18 protein-coding genes are annotated in these 17,652 nt (G+C 66.9%); 11 read left to right on the forward strand and 7 right to left on the reverse strand.

The genetic code is table 11. The features are described from left to right. Positions 1 to 59: 59 nt before the first annotated feature. A complete protein-coding gene (locus tag ON31_RS19680) occupies positions 60 to 659 on the reverse strand; it encodes a class I SAM-dependent methyltransferase (protein ID WP_039815681.1) in 600 nt (199 codons plus the stop codon). A 1-nt stretch (position 660) separates the two neighbouring features. After that, a complete protein-coding gene (locus tag ON31_RS19685; RefSeq protein WP_228814318.1) occupies positions 661 to 1,161 on the reverse strand; it encodes a hypothetical protein in 501 nt (166 codons plus the stop codon). A 213-nt stretch (positions 1,162 to 1,374) separates the two neighbouring features. Here ON31_RS19685 and ON31_RS19690 point away from each other — a divergent pair, with 213 nt between their 5' ends. From ON31_RS19690 to ON31_RS19705, 4 genes are all read left to right on the forward strand, one after another. Beyond that, positions 1,375 to 2,070 carry a type 1 glutamine amidotransferase domain-containing protein gene (locus tag ON31_RS19690; RefSeq protein ID WP_039815684.1) on the forward strand — a complete coding sequence of 232 codons (696 nt, stop codon included), beginning with the start codon at positions 1,375 to 1,377 and terminating at the stop codon, positions 2,068 to 2,070. Positions 2,071 to 2,073: 3 nt separating this feature from the next. Next, positions 2,074 to 2,622 (forward strand): TetR/AcrR family transcriptional regulator, encoded by a 549-nt coding sequence (locus ON31_RS19695; RefSeq protein WP_039815686.1) that lies wholly within the window; start codon positions 2,074 to 2,076, stop codon positions 2,620 to 2,622. A 42-nt stretch (positions 2,623 to 2,664) separates the two neighbouring features. Then, on the forward strand, positions 2,665 to 3,672 hold the full coding sequence (locus ON31_RS19700) for an NADP-dependent oxidoreductase (RefSeq protein ID WP_039815688.1): 1,008 nt from the start codon (positions 2,665 to 2,667) through the stop codon (positions 3,670 to 3,672). 177 nt (positions 3,673 to 3,849) lie between these two features. Continuing rightward, positions 3,850 to 4,296 (forward strand): hypothetical protein, encoded by a 447-nt coding sequence (locus ON31_RS19705; protein WP_039815689.1) that lies wholly within the window; start codon positions 3,850 to 3,852, stop codon positions 4,294 to 4,296. Between the two features lie 12 nt (positions 4,297 to 4,308). Here the strand turns inward: ON31_RS19705 and ON31_RS19710 are convergent, their stop codons facing one another. Continuing rightward, positions 4,309 to 4,656 (reverse strand): hypothetical protein, encoded by a 348-nt coding sequence (locus ON31_RS19710; RefSeq protein ID WP_051037501.1) that lies wholly within the window; start codon positions 4,654 to 4,656, stop codon positions 4,309 to 4,311. A gap of 54 nt (positions 4,657 to 4,710) precedes the next feature. Next, a complete protein-coding gene (locus ON31_RS19715) occupies positions 4,711 to 5,718 on the reverse strand; it encodes an AurF N-oxygenase family protein (RefSeq protein ID WP_039815751.1) in 1,008 nt (335 codons plus the stop codon). A gap of 134 nt (positions 5,719 to 5,852) precedes the next feature. On the opposite strand from ON31_RS19715, the gene ON31_RS19720 reads away from it, so the two are divergent. The 5 genes from ON31_RS19720 (at position 5,853) to ON31_RS19740 (ending at position 11,492) form a co-directional block, all read left to right on the forward strand. Beyond that, positions 5,853 to 7,373, forward strand: a complete 1,521-nt coding sequence (locus ON31_RS19720) for a flavin-containing monooxygenase (RefSeq protein WP_039815692.1) — start codon at positions 5,853 to 5,855, stop codon at positions 7,371 to 7,373. Between the two features lie 67 nt (positions 7,374 to 7,440). Continuing rightward, positions 7,441 to 8,439, forward strand: coding sequence for an Acg family FMN-binding oxidoreductase (locus ON31_RS19725; RefSeq protein ID WP_051037502.1), 999 nt, complete (start codon positions 7,441 to 7,443; stop codon positions 8,437 to 8,439). A gap of 220 nt (positions 8,440 to 8,659) precedes the next feature. Further along, a complete protein-coding gene (ctaD, locus tag ON31_RS19730; protein WP_081592583.1) occupies positions 8,660 to 10,399 on the forward strand; it encodes an aa3-type cytochrome oxidase subunit I in 1,740 nt (579 codons plus the stop codon). Between the two features lie 74 nt (positions 10,400 to 10,473). Beyond that, positions 10,474 to 10,881 carry a PRC-barrel domain-containing protein gene (locus ON31_RS19735; protein WP_039815696.1) on the forward strand — a complete coding sequence of 136 codons (408 nt, stop codon included), beginning with the start codon at positions 10,474 to 10,476 and terminating at the stop codon, positions 10,879 to 10,881. A 122-nt stretch (positions 10,882 to 11,003) separates the two neighbouring features. Then, positions 11,004 to 11,492 (forward strand): response regulator, encoded by a 489-nt coding sequence (locus ON31_RS19740; protein WP_081592584.1) that lies wholly within the window; start codon positions 11,004 to 11,006, stop codon positions 11,490 to 11,492. On the opposite strand, the gene ON31_RS19745 is transcribed toward ON31_RS19740, so the two are convergent. Next, positions 11,489 to 12,877 (reverse strand): ABC1 kinase family protein, encoded by a 1,389-nt coding sequence (locus ON31_RS19745; RefSeq protein ID WP_039815698.1) that lies wholly within the window; start codon positions 12,875 to 12,877, stop codon positions 11,489 to 11,491. The genes ON31_RS19740 and ON31_RS19745 overlap by 4 nt on opposite strands. Before the next feature lie 114 nt (positions 12,878 to 12,991). Here ON31_RS19745 and ON31_RS19750 point away from each other — a divergent pair, with 114 nt between their 5' ends. Further along, complete coding sequence (locus ON31_RS19750) at positions 12,992 to 13,690, forward strand: TetR/AcrR family transcriptional regulator (protein WP_039815700.1); 699 nt, start codon at positions 12,992 to 12,994, stop codon at positions 13,688 to 13,690. A 66-nt stretch (positions 13,691 to 13,756) separates the two neighbouring features. Here ON31_RS19750 and ON31_RS19755 read toward each other — a convergent pair whose 3' ends face one another. After that, on the reverse strand, positions 13,757 to 14,971 hold the full coding sequence (locus tag ON31_RS19755; protein WP_039815702.1) for an esterase/lipase family protein: 1,215 nt from the start codon (positions 14,969 to 14,971) through the stop codon (positions 13,757 to 13,759). A 338-nt stretch (positions 14,972 to 15,309) separates the two neighbouring features. On the opposite strand from ON31_RS19755, the gene ON31_RS19760 reads away from it, so the two are divergent. Further along, positions 15,310 to 16,326: an FAS1-like dehydratase domain-containing protein gene (locus ON31_RS19760; RefSeq protein WP_063821536.1), complete on the forward strand. Its 1,017-nt coding sequence runs from the start codon at positions 15,310 to 15,312 to the stop codon at positions 16,324 to 16,326. On the opposite strand, the gene ON31_RS19765 is transcribed toward ON31_RS19760, so the two are convergent. Further along, positions 16,316 to 17,533: a PucR family transcriptional regulator gene (locus ON31_RS19765; RefSeq protein WP_039815704.1), complete on the reverse strand. Its 1,218-nt coding sequence runs from the start codon at positions 17,531 to 17,533 to the stop codon at positions 16,316 to 16,318. The two genes, ON31_RS19760 and ON31_RS19765, sit on opposite strands and share 11 nt — an antisense overlap. Positions 17,534 to 17,652: the final 119 nt, after the last annotated feature.

The raw sequence follows: 17,652 nt of genomic DNA on the forward strand, positions 1-17,652 counted from the left end.
GAATTCCATTGCAGCAGAACAGCAATAGTCATGTGATATCGAAATCTTCAGATGCTACATCACATCTTCGTCGCAGCACCCACAAACAGCATTCCACCGAAGTGCTGCTCGATTCGACCTCTGCCGTGCAGACCATTGCGCGCGAGTTCGGCAGCGAATTCTTCTGCTTCGAAGCGGTTTTCGCGCGGATGTACGGTGAATGTCCGCATTATCCAGGTATCGAGAATGTGGCGCGGCACCTCTTCGAACAGAACGGTACCGCCTGGTTGCAGCACCCAGGCGATCTCGGCGACACCCAGTTGCCATTCGGGCACGTGATGGATGATTCCGAAGTCGGCAACGATATCGAAACTCGCCGCAGGCTCCTGGATTTCACAGACATCACACTCGGAGACAATGACGTTGTCCCGCCCGGACAGTCGATCCCGAGCCAGGTCGACCATCGCGGGGTCGAAGTCGAAGGCGGTCACCCGCTCGGCCCCGAGGCGATCCTGAAGCACTTCGACACCGACGCCGCGCCCACAGCCGACCTCCAGCACGCTGCGACCCGCGAGGTCACCAGCGGCCAGCCGCCGGAACCACGCGGCTTCCCGATGGTGCTGATGCGCGGCTCGCGCCGGGTTGTTCATGGCAACTCGTTCAATGGCATTGAGTTTCATCTCAGGCCAGGGCGAAGGTGAGCATCAGTGAGTTCTGGCCGCCCTCGCGCCACCAGGAGTAGCCGAACCATACGCCGGGGGTTACCTCGCGGATCTCGTCGTAGACCTGAGGGGTGGGCGAGGGTGCGTAGTCGAGCGCCCAGGTCGGCTGGCCGTCCAGGATGGCCGGGGCGGTGTAGACGTTGGCGGGCCAGCCTTCGATGCCCGCGCCGGTGATCCGGTTCATGAGGTAGCCGCCGTCGGGGCCGGTGTAGAAGGTCTTGCCGATCCACACGGCGGGGGTCCACCACTGCATGTCCACCGGGCGGACCACCCAGCCGTTCTTGACTCCCATGGGTACGGCGCCACGGGGGGCGTCACGGAAGATGGCGTCCTGCTGTTCCGGATTACAGCGGAAGCGCAGCGAATCCACGGTGGCCGCACGGTCATTGGCGAACAGGACGCAACCGCCGCCGTAGTCGGTGTCGGCATGGGCGGCGGGTACTGCTATTGGGCTGAGCATCAGTGCGACCGCTATACCTGCGAGAACGAGAGACCTGAGCATGGCAGCCTCCAGGGGATCAACCCCGACCCATCCGCCATGCTAGTTCGCCATTCGTTTGCCAGCAATCCCGTGGCAAGCGTCACCATGCGGGAATACTCGGCGCGGGTCTAGTGTCGTAACTGTCGTTACTGACGAAATCTGCACAGAATGTCAGATTGTGGAAAGGACGTCATGTCCAAGATTCTCTTCGTGATGACCGGGTCGGACCACTGGACGCTCGCGGATGGCAGCAAGCATCCGACGGGGTTCTGGGCCGAGGAGTTCGTGGTCCCGTTCGAGGCGCTGAAGTCCGCCGGTCACGAGATCGTGGTCGCCACGCCCGACGGTGTGGTGCCGCCGGTCGACCGGGGCAGTCTCGCATCCGACGCCAACGGTGGACAGGAGGTCGCGGAGCATCGGGCCGGGGTAATTCGGGACAGTGCCGAGTTGAACCATCCGGTCCGGCTCGCGGATGTCGAGTTGGCCGAGTTCGACGCGGTGTTCTATCCCGGTGGGCACGGGCCCATGGAGGACCTCGCGGTGAACGCCGACTCCGGTCGGCTGCTCGTCGCCGCCCTGACATCCGGCATGCCGTTGGCCGTGGTCTGTCACGCGCCCGCCGCACTGCTGGCCGCCACCACGGCCACGGGTGCCAATGCTTTCGCGGGGTACGCCCTGACCGGGTTCACCAATGCGGAAGAGACGCAGGCCGGGTTCGCCGACCAGGCGCACTGGCTGCTGCAGGATCGGCTGATCGAGATCGGCGCGGACTTCCGCGCTGGTGACCCGTGGGCACCCAATGTGGTGGTCGATCGTAATCTGATCACCGGACAGAATCCGGCGTCGTCCGCCGGTGTCGCCGAGGAACTATCGAGGAAGTTGGTCTGAATCATGCCCACCGACCGCCTCGACGAGGTCCTCGACGCGACCTACGAGTGCCTGGGGCGCTACGGCGTCAAGCGCACCACCGTCGATGACATCGCCCGCACCATGGGCGTCTCGCGGTCGGCGGTCTACCAGTACGTGCGCGGCAAGGACGATGCCGTGCGCCAGCTCGCACAGCGGCTGCACGCGCGGGCCCTGACGCGGGCGCAAGTGGCGGCGGAATCGGATGCGGCTGCCGCACAACGCATTCGCGGGGTGCTCGCGGCCAAACTCGACCTGGTGCTGCGGTTGATCGAGGATTCCCCGCACGCGACCGAACTGATCGACGAGAAGGCGCGGCTGTTCGGCGACATCTGTGTCGATTACACCGCCGAACTGCGTGCCCTGCTGGTGCGTCTGTTCGCCGAGGCGGGGACCGCATCCTCGGTGTCCCCCGAGGCGGCCGCCGATCTGAGTATCGCGCTCGTGGTCGGACTCGAGCAGATGCCGCAGCAGGCGCGGCGACTGTTCGACACCGGTGTCACCGCACTGCTCGCCGGACTGCTCGCCACCTGAACACCCTGAACACTCTCACCCCAACACTTTTGGAGCTTTGTCATGTCTTTTTCCAGCCGTGAATGGCATCTCGTCGCCCGTCCCGTCGGCGAGCCGGTACCCGCCGACTTCTCCCTCGTCACCACCACCGTGCCCGATCCGGGTCCGGGCCAGATCGTGGTGCGCAACGACTTCGTCTCCGTGGACCCCTATATGCGTGGCCGGATGAACGAGGGCGAGTCCTACATCCCGCAGTTCGAGCTGGGTGAGGCGATGACCGGTTCGGCGGTCGGCACCGTGGTGGCCTCGGAGTCGGAGGACGTCCCGGTCGGCGCGACCGTGTCGCACTTCCAGGGCTGGCGGGAGTACGCACTGCTCGACGCCGCGCAGGCTCAGGTTGTCGACCCGAAACTCGCTCCGGCACAAGCATATCTGGGGGTATTGGGTACCACCGGGCTCACCGCGTGGGGTGGGTTGAAGGAGGTCGCCCCGGTACGCGAGGGTGATGTGGTCTTCATCTCGGGTGCGGCGGGTGCGGTCGGCTCCGTCGCCGGTCAGCTGGCTCGACAGCTGGGTGCCAGCAGGGTGATCGGCTCGGCGGGCGGACCGGAGAAGGTGCGCCGCCTCACCGAGGAGTTCGGCTACGACGTCGGAATCGACTACCGCGCCGGCGATCTCGTCGAACAGTTGCGCAAGGCCGCTCCCGACGGCATCGACGTCTACTTCGACAATGCCGGCGGCGACCATCTCGACGCAGCCCTGGTCACCATGAACCGCTACGGCCGCATCGCCCTCTGCGGCGCGATCTCGGTCTACAACGACACCGAACTGCGCCCCGGCCCCAAACACCTCCCCCTCGCCATCGGCAAGCGGATCACCCTGCGCGGCATGAACGTCAGCGACCACCTGCACCTGGCCCCGGACTTCATCCCCCAGGCCGCCACCTGGCTCGCCGAGGGCACCCTGGCCACCGAGGAGACCGTGGTCGACGGCATCGACAACGCCGTAGACGCCTTCCTCGCCATGATGCGCGGCGCCAACACCGGCAAGATGCTGGTACGCCTGTCCTGACCCTGTCGGTTGCGCTGCCCGCCCTACACAGCCCGACCCGTGTCGGCGGTGTGCGGGGGCGGGCAGGTCCGATCGTCGCTGCCGGTGAGGTCCCGGGTCCCGCGCCGATGCGGACGGGATGACGTGCCCGCCGCCGCAATGCCCCCGAAAACACCTTTTCGGGCATACCGTGGAGTTATGCGCACTTCGGTCCACCTGCTGTTGTTCGTGGTCGCCATCGCGATGGGCGTCGGGGCGGTCGGGCCCCTCATCGGGTCGGTTCAGGCGCGTGACGTGCGATTCGAGGATCTGCGCGAGGGCTTCGCGCCGGGTGTCACGCTCGACCAGCTCGCCGAGCAGAACGCGACGCTGTGGTCCTCACTCGCCATCGTGTTGCTCGGTTCGGCCGCCGCGGTGCTGGTGGCCGCGCTGACCGGGTCGCGCGGGCTCGCCTGGCTCGGCATCCTCGCCGGGTTGGCCGGTCTCGCGACACTGACCTGGCGGTTGAACGAGCGGTTCGACGATCAATTGCGCGACAGCGCCCGCGACCTGCTCTCCGGCACCTGGGGTCTGTACCTGTTCGGCGGCGGCCTGCTCATCGCATTGTTGGCGGCCCTCGCACCCCGGGAACGCCGGCGGGCGTGACCTACGGGCACGCTAGTCGAGCCGGACCTCGACCGTCACCCGGCCGCGTTCGTCGCGGCGCGCGATGGCGTGCCCGCCGCGATCCTCCCCGGCCAGGCGCATGGTGATGGGGCCGCCCTCGCCCTGGAAGTTGCGCCACCAGGATTTCTTGTCCGGCATGGCCACGCCGATCTTCAGAACGTCACCCGAGCGCCAGTAGTTGACCGGGGTGCTGAAGGTCTTGCCCGAGCGGCGGCCCACATAGGTGATCTCGGCGAAACCGCGAGCCATGACCGACCCGATCACCGGCATGCGCAGCAGTGCGACCACCGCGCCGTTGACCCCGCCGACCATCCGTCGCGCGACTGCTTTCGGATTCATGCGCCCTCCTGATCGAGATCCGTGCTCAGCCTAGCGGGCGGCGGGGACGGTGGCTCACCGCTCGCCCGGTGTCGCGCGGATCGGCTCGGAGCGGTACCGGCTGACCGGGCCGTCGATGCCCAGCAGCTTCCAGACGCGCGCGGCGACGGGATTCATCAGGCCGAGTTCGGTTGCCAGCGCGCGTACGTCGACGAAATAGTCGGCGAAGACCTGCCGAGCCTCCTTCGAACCGTAGAACAGTTCCTCGCGCACCCGGTCGGGAATGCCGAATTCGGTGAAGAACGCCTTGGGCGGTGTGGCGATGGAACGCCCCAGGATGAACATCACGATCGGCATGGCAATGGACAGCGCCATGCGGCTCACCGGATTCCGCTGCGGTACATGATGTTTCAGGAACTCGTGGGCGAAGGAGATGTGCCGCGCCTCCTCGGCGATGTGGATGGCCATGACGCCGCGCATGATCGGGTGCACCTCTTCGCCCGAACGCAGCACCGCCTTCTGGATGTGGTCGATGGGCTCCTCACCGGCCAGCACCGCCATGAAGAACAGGCTCGGGAAGGCGATGGCGACCGGTACGCCCAGGTGTCGCAGCTGCCGCACCAGCGGACCCATACCGGGCACGTCGACACCGATGCGGTTGACCATCTCCTGGAACATCAGGGTGTGGTTGTGCTCCTCGATCATCTCGTGCGAGCAGTAGCGAAATTCCGGCGAGCCGTTGGGCAGCCCGAATACGTACTGCTGCATGCCGCTGATCAGGATGGATTCGAACTGCAACCCGACCTTGGCGATATTGGCCTGCCGGTACTTCCCGATGGCGATCTGCTCGGCCTCGGGCAGCGACCGATACCAGGGATGGCGGCCGAGCGGATCGGCCGATTCCGGCAGGATCCAGCGTCGCGGATCGGCATCGGCATCGAAATCCGGGTTCTCCCAATCGATGTCGACGAACGGATCGAAGTGCTTGTGCACCGAGCCCTCGGACAGCAGTAGCAGGGTGCGCGCGTACTCCCGCGCCTCGGCGACGACGGGGTCGGCATCGGTGGTGGTGACAGGGTTCATGATCACAGCGTCCACCGGGCAGGGCACCGGAAATAGGGCCATAGGTCACTATCCGTAACTTCAGGTTACATATAACGTCCACGGGGCCATCCGGGACCGAAAGGCCCCGGCACCACCGACGAAATGAGATGTCAATGACACGGCACGTCGACGTACTGATCATCGGCGCGGGCTTGTCCGGAATCGGAGTGGCCTGCCATCTCACCCGCGAACGCACCGGGCACAGCTACCTCGTCCTGGAACGCCGCACCGCCATCGGCGGCACCTGGGATCTGTTCCGCTACCCCGGCATCCGCTCCGACTCGGACGTGTGCACCTACGGCTACGAATTCCGCCCCTGGACCGGCACGAAGGTGCTCGCCGAGGGCCCGGAGATCCGCCGCTACATCGAGGACACCGCCGTCGAGTACGGCGTCGTCCCGCACATCCGCTTCGGCCGCCGGGTGACCACCGCCGCCTGGTCCGGCACCGACCGGCGCTGGACGGTGACGGCGGTCGACGAGGCGACCGGCGCGACCGAGACCTACACCGCCGACTTCCTCGTCGGCTGCACCGGCTACTACGACTACGACCACGGATATCGGCCGGAATTCCCTGGCGAGAAGGATTTTCGAGGTCCCATCGTGCACCCCCAGCATTGGCCCGAGGACCTCGACTACCGGGACAAGCGTGTCGTGGTGATCGGCAGCGGCGCTACCGCCATCACCCTGATTCCCGCCATGGCCGCCGATACCGCGCACATCACGATGCTGCAGCGCTCCCCCACCTATATCGCGACGCTGCCCGCCGAGGATCCGGTCGCGGTAGCCCTGCGGTGGGCGAAACTCCCTGCGGCGCTTGCCTATCGGGCCGGGCGGGCGCGCAATATCCTGTTGCAGCGCGCGGTCTACCGGCTGTCACGCAACCATCCCGGTCTCGTCCGCGCCCTGCTGCTCGCCGCGGTACGGCGACAGCTCGGCCCGGACGCCGATATGCGCGATTTCACCCCCGACTATCAGCCGTGGGATCAGCGCCTGTGCGTGGTTCCGGACGGGGACCTGTTCGCGGCGCTGCGCAGCGGTCGGGCATCGGTCGTCACCGACCGCATCGACACCTTCACCGACACGGGGATCCGGCTCGCGTCCGGGCGGGAACTGCCCGCGGATATCGTCGTCAGCGCCACCGGCCTGGCCATTCAGTTGTTCGGCGGCGCACAGCTCGTCGTGGACGGCCAAACCGTGCGGATGCACGACCGGCTGCTCCACAAGGGCACGATGATCGACGGCGTGCCCAATGCGATGGTGGTGCTCGGCTACACGAACGCGTCCTGGACATTGAAGGCCGATCTTGCCGCCGAGTACCTCTGCCGCCTCCTCCGATACCTGCGCGCACACGGCCACACCACGGTGGTGGCGCGGGCCGCCGAGGGTGACCGGGCCGAGACATCCGTGCTGGGCGACGTTCTCACCTCTGGCTACATCCGACGCGCTGACGCGGTGATGCCCCGGCAGGGCACCCGCGCCCCGTGGCGTGTGCTCGACGACTACTTCGCCGATCGCGCCGTACTGCGCGACGAACCGATCGACGACGGCATTCTCACCTTCGACGGGACCACGAGCGGGGTGCCGCAGGAGGATTCGACGCGCCAGCCCGGCGGGCTACCCGCCCGCCGGTGACCAAAGGCCCATCGGCACGGGAGCAAGGGCTGTAGTCCCGCCGGCCGTCGACGGCGATCCTCGATAGATGAGAGTCGACGCGGACGTACTCGTACCCACGGTTCCGGACCACGAGACGATCGTGGCGGCGTTGGAACTCGCGATGCGCGCACCATCGGTGCACAACACCCAGCCATGGCTGTGGCGTTTCGACGGCGACCGGCTCGTCCTGACCGCCGACGCGGATCGGCTGCTGCCGACCACCGATCCGCTCGGCCGCCAGCTGGTCATCAGCTGCGGTGCCGCGCTGGACCACGCGCGCACCGCCTTCGCCGAGTTCGGGTGGCACACCGATATCGCGCGGGTTCCGGATCCGCGACGGGCGGACCGGCTGGCGGTGCTCGAGTTCCGGCCGTGGCCCGATCCGCCGACGGCGCTGCGTCGGCGCGCACACGCGATCCCCCGGCGTCACACCGATCGGCTGCCGCTGCGTGAGCCCGAGGGCTGGGACGACGTCCTGGGTGGACTGCGGGCATTGGCCGCCGCACGGCGGGTCGGAATCGACGTCCTCGACGACTCGGTTCGGCCACGGCTCGCGGCGGCGTCGCGACGACTCGGCGAGCTGCGCCATCGAGACGTTCTCTACGAGACCGAATTGTATTGGTGGACAGGTAATTACGGCACCCGAGACGGCGTGCCGCGGGCGGCGCTGGCGTCCGAGGCGGAGTTCGCACGGGTCGGGGTGGGCAGGCAGTTCCCTGCCGCGCCGCGGTCCGCGCGCCGCACCGGGCTGGTGGACCGATCGCGGCTGCTGGTGTTGAGCACCAAGGGCACCACGGTGCGGCAGTGGCTGCGGGTCGGTGAGACGCTGTCGACGATGCTGCTGCACTGCACCGCTGCCGGGCTGGCGACCTGTGCGCTGACCGATGTCACCGAGTTGCCCGCGGGGCGAGAACTGTTGGCGGATCTCATCTCCCACCACGGCACACCGCAGATCGTGATCCGGGTCGGCACGGCCCCCGCGGACGCCGAGGCGATCGCGGTCACACCGCGCCGCCCGCTGTCGGAGGTCTTGACCCTGTCCTGAATTCGCGACCGGCGTCGATACGGTGTCGGCCCGGTCCCGGTGCGTAGGTCCCCGAGCCGGAGGGTCCAAGGTCATCAGTCGCCGGTCGAAGGTCACCGAACCGTGCTCGGGGGATTATCCGGGCCCGCCTCCGCTGCGTACCGTGCGCATGTTCGATCGCGTTCGCACGGAATTCCGGTGGGGAACAGGTGTCTCCACCGGTCCAGTGAGGAGAAGTTTGGTGACCGCAGTATCACCGAAATCCAGCCTACCGCTGGAGGTTACGCGTCCCTACCCACCGCGCCGCGCACCGCGCGGGTCCTTCATCCACCGCATGGTCACCACCACCGACCCGAAAGTGCTCGGGCAGATGTATCTGGTGACATCGATGTCGTTCTTCCTCGTCGCGGGCCTGATGGCCTTGCTCATGCGCGGTGAACTGGCCGAGCCGGGTATGCAGTTCCTGTCGCCCGAGCAGTTCAATCAGCTGTTCACCATGCACGGCACCATCATGTTGCTGTTCTACGCGACGGCGATCATCTTCGGTTTCGCGAATATCCTGCTGCCCTTGCAGATCGGCGCACCGGATGTGGCGTTCCCCCGGTTGAACGCGCTGAGCTACTGGCTGTACCTGTTCGGCGCGACCATGGCCACCGCCGGATTCGTCACCCCGGGCGGCGCGGCGGATTTCGGGTGGACGGCCTATGTGCCGCTGGCCGATATCGTGCACTCCCCCGGCGTCGGCGCGGATCTGTGGATTCTGGGTGTCGGCGTTTCGGGTCTGGGCACCATTCTGGGCGCGGTCAATATGCTCACCACGGTGGTCTGCCTGCGCTGCCCCGGTATGACCATGTTCCGGCTGCCGATCTTCACCTGGAATGTGGTGGTGGCGAGTTTCCTGATCCTGCTGGTCTTTCCGCTGCTGACCGCGGCGGCGCTGGCGCTGTACTACGACCGGCACCTGGGCGGGCACATCTACGATCCGGCCTCGGGCGGGGTGATGCTGTTCCAGCACCTGTTCTGGTTCTTCGGCCACCCCGAGGTGTATGTCATCGCGCTGCCGTTCTTCGGCATCGTCTCCGAGATCCTGCCCGTATTCAGCCGCAAGCCGCTGTTCGGCTACACCGGCATGGTGTACGCGACCCTGGCCATCGCCGCCCTCTCGATCGCGGTGTGGGCGCATCACATGTATGCCACGGGAGCCGTACTGCTGCCGTACTTCTCGTTCATGACCTTCCTCATCGCGGTGCCCACCGGCGTGAAGTTCTTCAACTGGATAGGCACCATGTGGCGAGGGCAGCTGACCTTCGAATCACCCATGCTGTTCTCACTGGGATTCCTGGTCACCTTCCTCTTCGGTGGTCTGTCCGGCGTCATCCTGGCCAGCCCGCCCATGGACTTCCACCTGTCCGACACGTATTTCGTGGTGGCGCACTTCCACTACACCCTGTTCGGCACCGTCGTTTTCGCCACCTTCGCGGGCATCTATTTCTGGTTCCCGAAGATGACCGGCCGCATGTTGGACGAGCGCCTGGCCACCTGGCATTTCTGGACCACGTTTCTCGGCTTCCACCTGACCTTCCTGGCGCAGCACTGGCTGGGCAACGCCGGGATGCCGCGCCGCTATGCCGACTATCTGCCGGGTGACGGCTTCACCCTGCTCAATCAGATATCGACCGTCGGCGCCTTCCTGCTGGGCGCGTCGATGCTGCCGTTCCTGTGGAATGTCTTCAAGTCCTACCGCTACGGCGAGGTGGTCGCCGTCGACGATCCCTGGGGCAACGGCAATTCCCTGGAATGGGCGACCACCTGCCCGCCGCCGCGGCACAACTTCCACGAACTGCCGCGCATCCGCTCCGAGCGCCCGGCATTCGAACTGCACTATCCGCATATGGTCGACCGCATCCGCGCGGAGGCACACGTGGGTTGGGGCGCGCAGGCGCACACGGTGACCGAGCCGGAACGGGAACCGGCGATCTGACGCCGTCGCGGGCCACTCGGTTTGACGTCGCCGACATCGGGCATCTCGGCGCTGACGGCAGGAAGGAGCGACGGATGACCGAACAGCGCATGCCCACCCTCATCGATCTGGACGACAGCCCGCTGCAACTCCGCAATGCCGGGGACGATATTCGCGGGCGCACGGTCTTCGACCGCCGCGGTCACGAGATCGGCGATGTCGACGGGCTGATCATCGACGAGAGCGAGCGGCAGGTGCGCCTGCTGCGTGTCGGCTCGGGAGGTGTCCTCGGGATCGGCAAGACCGAACGCCTGATCCCGGCGGAAGCCATCGCCCGCATCGAGGACGACACGGTACATATCGATCGCACGCGGGAGGCCGTGGCGAGCAGTACGCCCTATGACCCGCCCATGGTGGACGCCTACGCCTACTACGAGCGGGTGTACGGCGACTACGGGTACGCGCCGTTCTGGGCTCCGGGTGCCGTACCCCGCTACCCGTAGCGGCGGCGCGGGCACGTCCGGAGTCGCCGGCATCACGTGCCCGACATTTCGGTGCCGAAAGTCCTCGCGGCAGGTTGCTTTCTCACCGGTTGCCGCGGGGGCGGCAGGAGGATCGTCGAGGCATGAGCACCACCTCGCACCGTGGCTCCGGCCGCTCCCGCCCCGCATCCGCGAGACGGGTCCGCGTGCTCCTGGTCGACAAGGAGCGCGCGGTCCGACGTGCGGTGCGCGACCTGCTCGACCTCGATCCCGCGGTATCGGTGGCGGGTGAGGCCGCCACCCTGGCCAAGGGTCGGCTGCTCATCGCCGAGCTGCGACCCGATGTCGTGATCCTCGAACCGCAGCTGCCGGACGGGGACGGGCTGGAGTTGTGCCGGAGTGTCCCGGCCGACGCCGCCACTCGCTTCCTCATTCTGACCTCCGATGTCAGCGCGGGCGCCATGCTCGACGCCGTCGGTGCGGGTGCGGCCGGTTATATCGTCAAGGATCTCACCGGTCTGGCGCTCGCCGACTCGGTGAAGGCCGTGGCCGCGGGCGAGTCCTATCTGGACGGCCACGCCACTCCGGTGTTGATGCGGGAGTTCCGTCGCCGCGCGCTCGCCGAGCGTTAACGGGCGGCCCGTCGCGTCCGGTCGCGGTGCCAGCGCGCGATGGTCCGTCCGATCTCGGTCTGCGGCGGCTCGTGGTAGAGCCATTCGCGGGCGAGCCGATGCCAATTGTTGGTCGCCTCCAGCCGTCCGAGCACGGCACAGGTCCACAGATCCGTGCGGCGGGAGAACACGTGTTCGCGTGGCAGCGATTGCTGTCGCATGCCTCGGAACTCGGACATTCGGGGGTCGATGGCGCACACCACCGCACCGGTGGCGCACTCCGGGGTGATGGTGATGTCCTCGTCGAGCAGATGCCATCCGGCGGCGGCCCACACGTAGTCGAGGCATTCTCGCGCGCTGACTCCCGCATCCGGGGCGATGATGCCGCGGTCGACCCAGTGCCGGTACAGATCCTCGGCGCGCTGTTCGGCCGCGGCGCGCATTCCGGTGCGCTCGAATTCCACGTCGACCGGATTCATGTGGTTGTAGAGACCGAAGTCGACGAATCCGAGCCGACCGTCCGAATGCAGCAGAATATTGCCCGGATGCGGATCACCGCAGAACTCGTAGTCGGAGAACAGCGACGTGATGTAGAAGCGGTAGATCAGCTCCCCGATACGGTCCCGGTCGCGGGCGGGCAGGGAGCGAATGTGCTCGAAGGGCTTTCCGTCGAGGAATTCGGTGACGAGCACGTTGTGGGTGCAGTATTCGGCGATGCTGTCCGGAACGATGATGAGCGGGTGGTCGCGATATCGCGACGCGACGCGATGCTGGTTGCGCGCCTCCCCCAGATAGTCGAGTTCCCCGCCGATATTCCGGCTGATCTCGTCCAGTACCGAAGCGTCACCCGCACTGGGTAGTACGGCGTGCAGCAGCCCGCTGATCATGCCGAGATTTCGCATATCGGCGGCCACCGCCCGATCCACATCGGGATACTTCACCTTCACCGCGACCGTGCGGCCGTCACGCAGCCGCGCCCGATACACCTGGCCGATCGAGGCCGCGGCGATCGGCTCCTCGTCGAAGTCGGCGAATACCCGCGACAGCGGTCCGAGTCCGTCCTCGACGACCGCGCGCATCTGCGCGAACTCGACTACCGGCGCCCGGTCCTGGAGTTCGGCGAGTTTGTGCCGGAACAGTTCCCGATGAGATTCCGGGACGAGATCCAGATCGAGCACCGACAGCATCTGCCCCAATTTCATGGCCGCGCCCTTCATGGTGCCGAGCACGGCGACCAGTTGCTGCGCGGCCTGTAATGTGGAGCGCTCCGCGAGGATTCGTCGCGCCTCGTCGGGACGGCCGATCATGGACAGCCTGGTGCCGATGCCGCGCATCGCCTGCCCCGCGGCCAGTCGACCCAGTCGAGTTCCCCGCTCCAGCCGCCCCGAAGGCACTCGACCGCCCATTGCGCGCACCTCCCTGTGCCACGTGTGGCGCATCAACATACCGCACCGCAGTGATCTGGAACACCCTAAGATGAGCAAAGCTCGACTTTCACCGCACGACAGGAGATCGCGAGGATGACGAAAGCCGTCAGACAGCGCCGTCGTCCGACCCAGGAGCGCGCGAAGGCGACCAGGGAACACATTCTCGACACCGCCGCACGCCTGTTCGGTGAACGCGGAATCGCCGATACCTCCACGAATCGGATCGCCGCCGAGGCGGGCGTGAGCATCGGCACCCTGTACCGGTATTTCTCCGATCGCTCCGTGATCGTGGACGAGTTGCTGGGGCGGCTGTTGGAGAGCTCGGAACGTCGCTTCACCCAGTGGGTTTCCGAGATATCGCGCGAACAGGTCAACTCGACATTCGTCGACGCGCTGCCGGATTTGATCACCGAACTGCTGGAGGTGTTCACCGAGGAGCTGGTGGCCAATGCGAAACTGGTGCGCGCCCTGGTGGCCGGAGTGCAGTTCTACAGCAGCGGTCTCCCCGAATTCGAACCGCGGCTGCGCCTGCTGGTCAAGGTGCTGCTGATCCAACTGCTCGGGCCGGGTGACGATCACCGGTACGACGTCATGACCTTCGTACTGATCAACACCGGGTTCGCGGGCGTACTGCGGGCCTCGGCGCTGGATGTCGACGGGGAGGCCCGCCGCGAGGCCATCGCCTCGACCGCGCGCATGATCAGCGCGTGGATGGAGTCCGAGCAGCGCGACGCTCGAACCAACTCGGCCACAACGACTCCCGTGGTCGACGGCGTCGCTGCGGCCAACTGACGACACCGCGTTGGGGCGTGCCCACCGGGCGGGGTCAGCTCCCGGTGGGCCTGTTGGAGCCGGCCGTCAGAGCGATCCGCCGCCGCCGACCAGCCAGGGGTTGAAGTCGCACACCAGCTCCGGGAACCGCACCGGGTCGAGCGCCCGCAGCGCGATGGACAGCGACCGCGGCGAGTACATCATGGTGAGGTGATCCGACAGGTCCTGTTCGCAGCCGTCCTGCAGCAGGATGTTGTCCACCCGCGCACCGGGTCCCGGCCGCAGGAAGGTCAGATCGTACGGATTGGTGATCTCGTCGTAGCGGGTGGCCACGATGGTGTACTCGATGCCGGGAACGGTATCGCCGTCGGCGTTCAGCCGATTCACGAAGTCCGAGCCGATGGTCTGCTGGATTCCGGCGTGCCCCACGAAGATCTCGACGAGGCCGAGCACATCGATCCCGAGGTTGTTGATGGCGCGTCCGAGCGCGCCGATCCCGACCAGCGAGGTGCCGTGATGTGTCGCGCCGTAGGTGATCAGGTCGTGGACCTTCGCCGCGCCGCCCTCGAACTTGGTGTACCAGTTCGCCATCGAGCCGCCCTGGGAGTGCGCCACGATGTCGACCTGCTCGGCGCCGGTGGCCGCCAGCACCCGATCGACGAAGGCCGCCAACTGCTTTGCCGAGTCCTGGATGTAGCCGGTGCCCATGACGCCGGGCAGCACCGATCCGAGTCCGCCGCCCTCGACGAGGTTCGAGCGCCCGTAATTCAAGGTGAAGGTGCAGAATCCGGCGTCCTTGATGGGCTGGCCCATGTACGCGAATCCGTTGTAGGCGTTCATCCAGGTGCCGTGCACCAGCAGCACCGGCCGCGGATGCTCGGCGGTGGGCTTGCAGTTCCAGTCGTTCGCGCCCGGCGGCGCGACATCCGGATTGAGCAGGCCGTGGCCGAAGGCCGCGACCCAGGAGGTCATGGCCGGGCCGTGCCCCACGGTATCGGAGGCGTATCCGCCCGCCGAGCCGGAGCTCGATCCGGAACCGCCGTAGCAGTCGCCGGAGCCGTTGCCCGACCCCGCGCCGCTGCCCGAGGTGCACGCCGACCCGGAGCCCGCACTACCCGAGTCGACGATCGGCCGTGCCGCCGGATCTTTCAGCCCCGCACCGATGATGTCGGCCAACTGCTGTTCGGTCGGGACGGATTCCGGTTCGGCGTGCACGGTCGGTCCGGCGAATCCGATGGCCAGTATCGAGACTCCGGTCATGACCGCCGCCATGACCGTCCTGCGGCGGGTACTTCGTCTCATTTCGCGCCTTCCTGTAGCCCGCTGGTGATTCCGGTTCCGCGACCGGCGACGAAATGCCGGGCGCCGAAACCGCGTTCACGCTAGGCCGGAGAAGAATCCCTTCGACGCGACCGGAACGAACTCTGACAAACCTCACCAATCCGATTTCGGTCGCTCGGTGAGATCTCCAGGAATGGCGTCGAATTACCCATCGCCGTGACATCCGGCCGAATCATCGACAGACCGACCGTAGTTCCGCACGGCCACCGCGTGATTCTGGAGTCACCATGCGCGACTTACCCGTTCTACTGCACTACGGCCCGCTGCCGTAGCCGTGCCCGATTCGAAAGGGAGACAACATGTCGAACACAGTGGCCAGTGCGGCCGGGCAGGCCAGGGCGCTGGTCGGGCATCACTATCGCTGCGCGGAACCGTTCCGGGTGGAGCGCACTCGGATTCGGGAGTTCGCCCGGGCCGTTCAGGCGTATCACCCGGCGCACTGGCGAGAGGCCGCGGCGGCGCGGTTGGGTTTCGACGCTGTGGTGGCGCCGCCGTCCTTCGCGGCGCTGATCTGGCAGCAGGCCCGACGTGAGATCCTGCGGACGCTGATCACCGGTTATCGGCTCGACCGGATCGTGCACGTGGATCAAACACTGGAGATCGGCCGTCCCCTGCTCGCGGGTGACGTACTCACCTGCGACATCTATTTCGAGTCGTTCCGGCAGTTCCACGACTTCGACGTGATCACCATCAACGGGGTGCTCACCGACCAGCACGGAATGCCGGTTCAGACCGGATCGACCGCTCTGCTCGCCCGCACCACGCCGCCCGAGGGTCCGCATTCGTCGGTGCGTACGCGAGCCGGATTCGACCGGGAACCCACCCTCGCCCCCGCGCGACGCCTCCGGCGACCGCGGACCCGCGTCGATCTGGACCGGCTGACCGTCGACACCGATCTCCCCACCGCCGGCACCACGCTGACCCGCCGCGATCTGGCCACCTACGCGCGCGCCGTCGGGGATCTCGACATGCCGGAGCGCGCCGCCTCCGCCGGGCAGCCGGTGATCGTCGCGCCCGGCATCCTCGTGCTGGCGCTCACCGCCGGGTACCTCACCTCGTGGACCGGCGACCCCGCCGCCGTGACCACCTACCGCGCCGAATTCGCCAACCAGGTCCACTATCTGGCGGTGCCGCGGGCCGACGCGGTCGATATCGAGTTCAGCGGGCGGGTCGTCGCCTGCGACCGCGTCCGCCGCACCGCCACCGTCTCGCTCAATGCGATATCGCAGGGCCGCAGGCTCTTCGGCTATGCGAGTGCGGAGGTGCGCTTTCCGCCCCCTGCGGCCCGTCACACGACTATCGAATTCACTCCGTGAAAGAGCGGGCGATGATCGCCGAACGTAACTGCCACAGACCGGAAGTCACCGTCGGATCCAATCCGGTCAGCTGCCCGATGCGGCGCAGTCGATAGTCCACGGTATTCGTGTGTATGTGCAACTCGCGGGCGGTGCGCTGGCGATTGAGATTGTTGGCGATATGGCTCAGCAGGGTGTCGAGCAGTTCGGGATGCGAATCGAGCGGATCCAGCAGTGAGCCGAGGGCCTCGCGGCCCGGCCCCGGCCGCGTCAGCTGATATTCCAGTGCCATATCGGTGAATCGGTACAGGCCCGGAACGCAATGGAGCCGCTGCACCATGTCGAGCACCTCGTGGGCGCGATCGGCCGCACCAGGCACATCGTCGACGGCGGCGGTGACCACGGCGGCGGTCACCGACACCCGCGCGGCGGCCGAGAGATGCTCGAGCAGTTCGTCGAGATGCTCGTCGCGGCGGCCCGCCGTCGGCAGCAGGATCGTGCCGCCGTCCACGCTGAGCAGCGCGAGTGCGTCCTCACCGCAGCGGGCGCCGAGTTCGGTCTGTAGCCGCCGGAGTTTGCGCCGGGCGACGACCTTGCCGTCGAGCATCGGGTGCCGTTCGTCCGGATGCATCGGAATATCCAGCGCCAGTACGAAATACGCGTCCGCGATGGCGATCCCGCACTCCCGGGCCATGGTCGAGGTCGGGCAGCCCGCCAGCAGGGCCGAGGTCAGGGTGTGCACGGCGGTGTGATGTTCGCTGACGGCCGCCCGATGTTCGCGCACGTAGGCACGGGCGACCGTGGCGTTCATGGTGTCCAGCATCTCCACCACCAATTTCGCACCGCCCACGAGATTGTCGTAGTCGTTGGCCGTCGCATTCGACAGCACCAGATCCATTCCGACCTTGAATCCCTCGTGGATGGCGTGCAGGATCGTGTCGATCGGCACGCCTTCGCGCGCCCAGCCCGCCGCCGCGGCGGCCAGCCGGTCGGTCTTCGCGGGGATGTCCTGCCCGTCCAGCATGCTGACCGACAGCCGTAGGCAGAACCTGGTGATCGTGGTGACATCCCCGGCGATGATGTCGCCGGGCAGGGTGCCGCAGGGGATCACGTTGTCGACGAAGTGCCCGACCAGTCGCCTCGATACGGCGCGCACGTCCTGCAGTGGGGAGGACATGGGTTTGCCCGAGAGGGTGAGTCCCGCCGGGAGTGCCTCGTTGGATGTCATCGTCGACTCCTTTCCGCCCAGGTGCTGCGGTCCTTTCGGCCGATGATCGAAGCCTAAAGTGAAGAAGCGCTCACCTTCTACTCCCCTTTCGCGCCGCGGCCCCGGTATCGGCGCACCTG

This window comes from Nocardia otitidiscaviarum NBRC 14405 (assembly GCF_000308635.1).
Classification (GTDB): Bacteria; Actinomycetota; Actinomycetes; order Mycobacteriales; family Mycobacteriaceae; genus Nocardia; species Nocardia otitidiscaviarum.

Bases quoted from the DNA above. Each gene is read 5' to 3' on its own strand.
- ON31_RS19705 (WP_039815689.1), top strand. From the start codon at position 3,850: ATGCGCACTTCGGTCCACCTGCTGTTGTTCGTGGTCGCCATCGCGATG.
- ON31_RS19700 (WP_039815688.1), top strand. From the start codon at position 2,665: ATGTCTTTTTCCAGCCGTGAATGGCATCTCGTCGCCCGTCCCGTCGGC.
- ON31_RS19725 (WP_051037502.1), top strand. From the start codon at position 7,441: ATGAGAGTCGACGCGGACGTACTCGTACCCACGGTTCCGGACCACGAG.
- ON31_RS19760 (WP_063821536.1), top strand. From the start codon at position 15,310: ATGTCGAACACAGTGGCCAGTGCGGCCGGGCAGGCCAGGGCGCTGGTC.
- ON31_RS19685 (WP_228814318.1), bottom strand. From the start codon at position 1,161: ATGCTCAGCCCAATAGCAGTACCCGCCGCCCATGCCGACACCGACTAC.
- ON31_RS19715 (WP_039815751.1), bottom strand. From the start codon at position 5,718: ATGAACCCTGTCACCACCACCGATGCCGACCCCGTCGTCGCCGAGGCG.
- ON31_RS19765 (WP_039815704.1), bottom strand. From the start codon at position 17,533: ATGACATCCAACGAGGCACTCCCGGCGGGACTCACCCTCTCGGGCAAA.
- ON31_RS19750 (WP_039815700.1), top strand. From the start codon at position 12,992: ATGACGAAAGCCGTCAGACAGCGCCGTCGTCCGACCCAGGAGCGCGCG.
- ON31_RS19720 (WP_039815692.1), top strand. From the start codon at position 5,853: ATGACACGGCACGTCGACGTACTGATCATCGGCGCGGGCTTGTCCGGA.
- ON31_RS19745 (WP_039815698.1), bottom strand. From the start codon at position 12,877: ATGGGCGGTCGAGTGCCTTCGGGGCGGCTGGAGCGGGGAACTCGACTG.
- ON31_RS19680 (WP_039815681.1), bottom strand. From the start codon at position 659: ATGAAACTCAATGCCATTGAACGAGTTGCCATGAACAACCCGGCGCGA.
- ON31_RS19755 (WP_039815702.1), bottom strand. From the start codon at position 14,971: ATGAGACGAAGTACCCGCCGCAGGACGGTCATGGCGGCGGTCATGACC.
- ON31_RS19695 (WP_039815686.1), top strand. From the start codon at position 2,074: ATGCCCACCGACCGCCTCGACGAGGTCCTCGACGCGACCTACGAGTGC.
- ON31_RS19710 (WP_051037501.1), bottom strand. From the start codon at position 4,656: ATGAATCCGAAAGCAGTCGCGCGACGGATGGTCGGCGGGGTCAACGGC.
- ON31_RS19690 (WP_039815684.1), top strand. From the start codon at position 1,375: ATGTCCAAGATTCTCTTCGTGATGACCGGGTCGGACCACTGGACGCTC.
- ON31_RS19740 (WP_081592584.1), top strand. From the start codon at position 11,004: ATGAGCACCACCTCGCACCGTGGCTCCGGCCGCTCCCGCCCCGCATCC.
- ON31_RS19735 (WP_039815696.1), top strand. From the start codon at position 10,474: ATGACCGAACAGCGCATGCCCACCCTCATCGATCTGGACGACAGCCCG.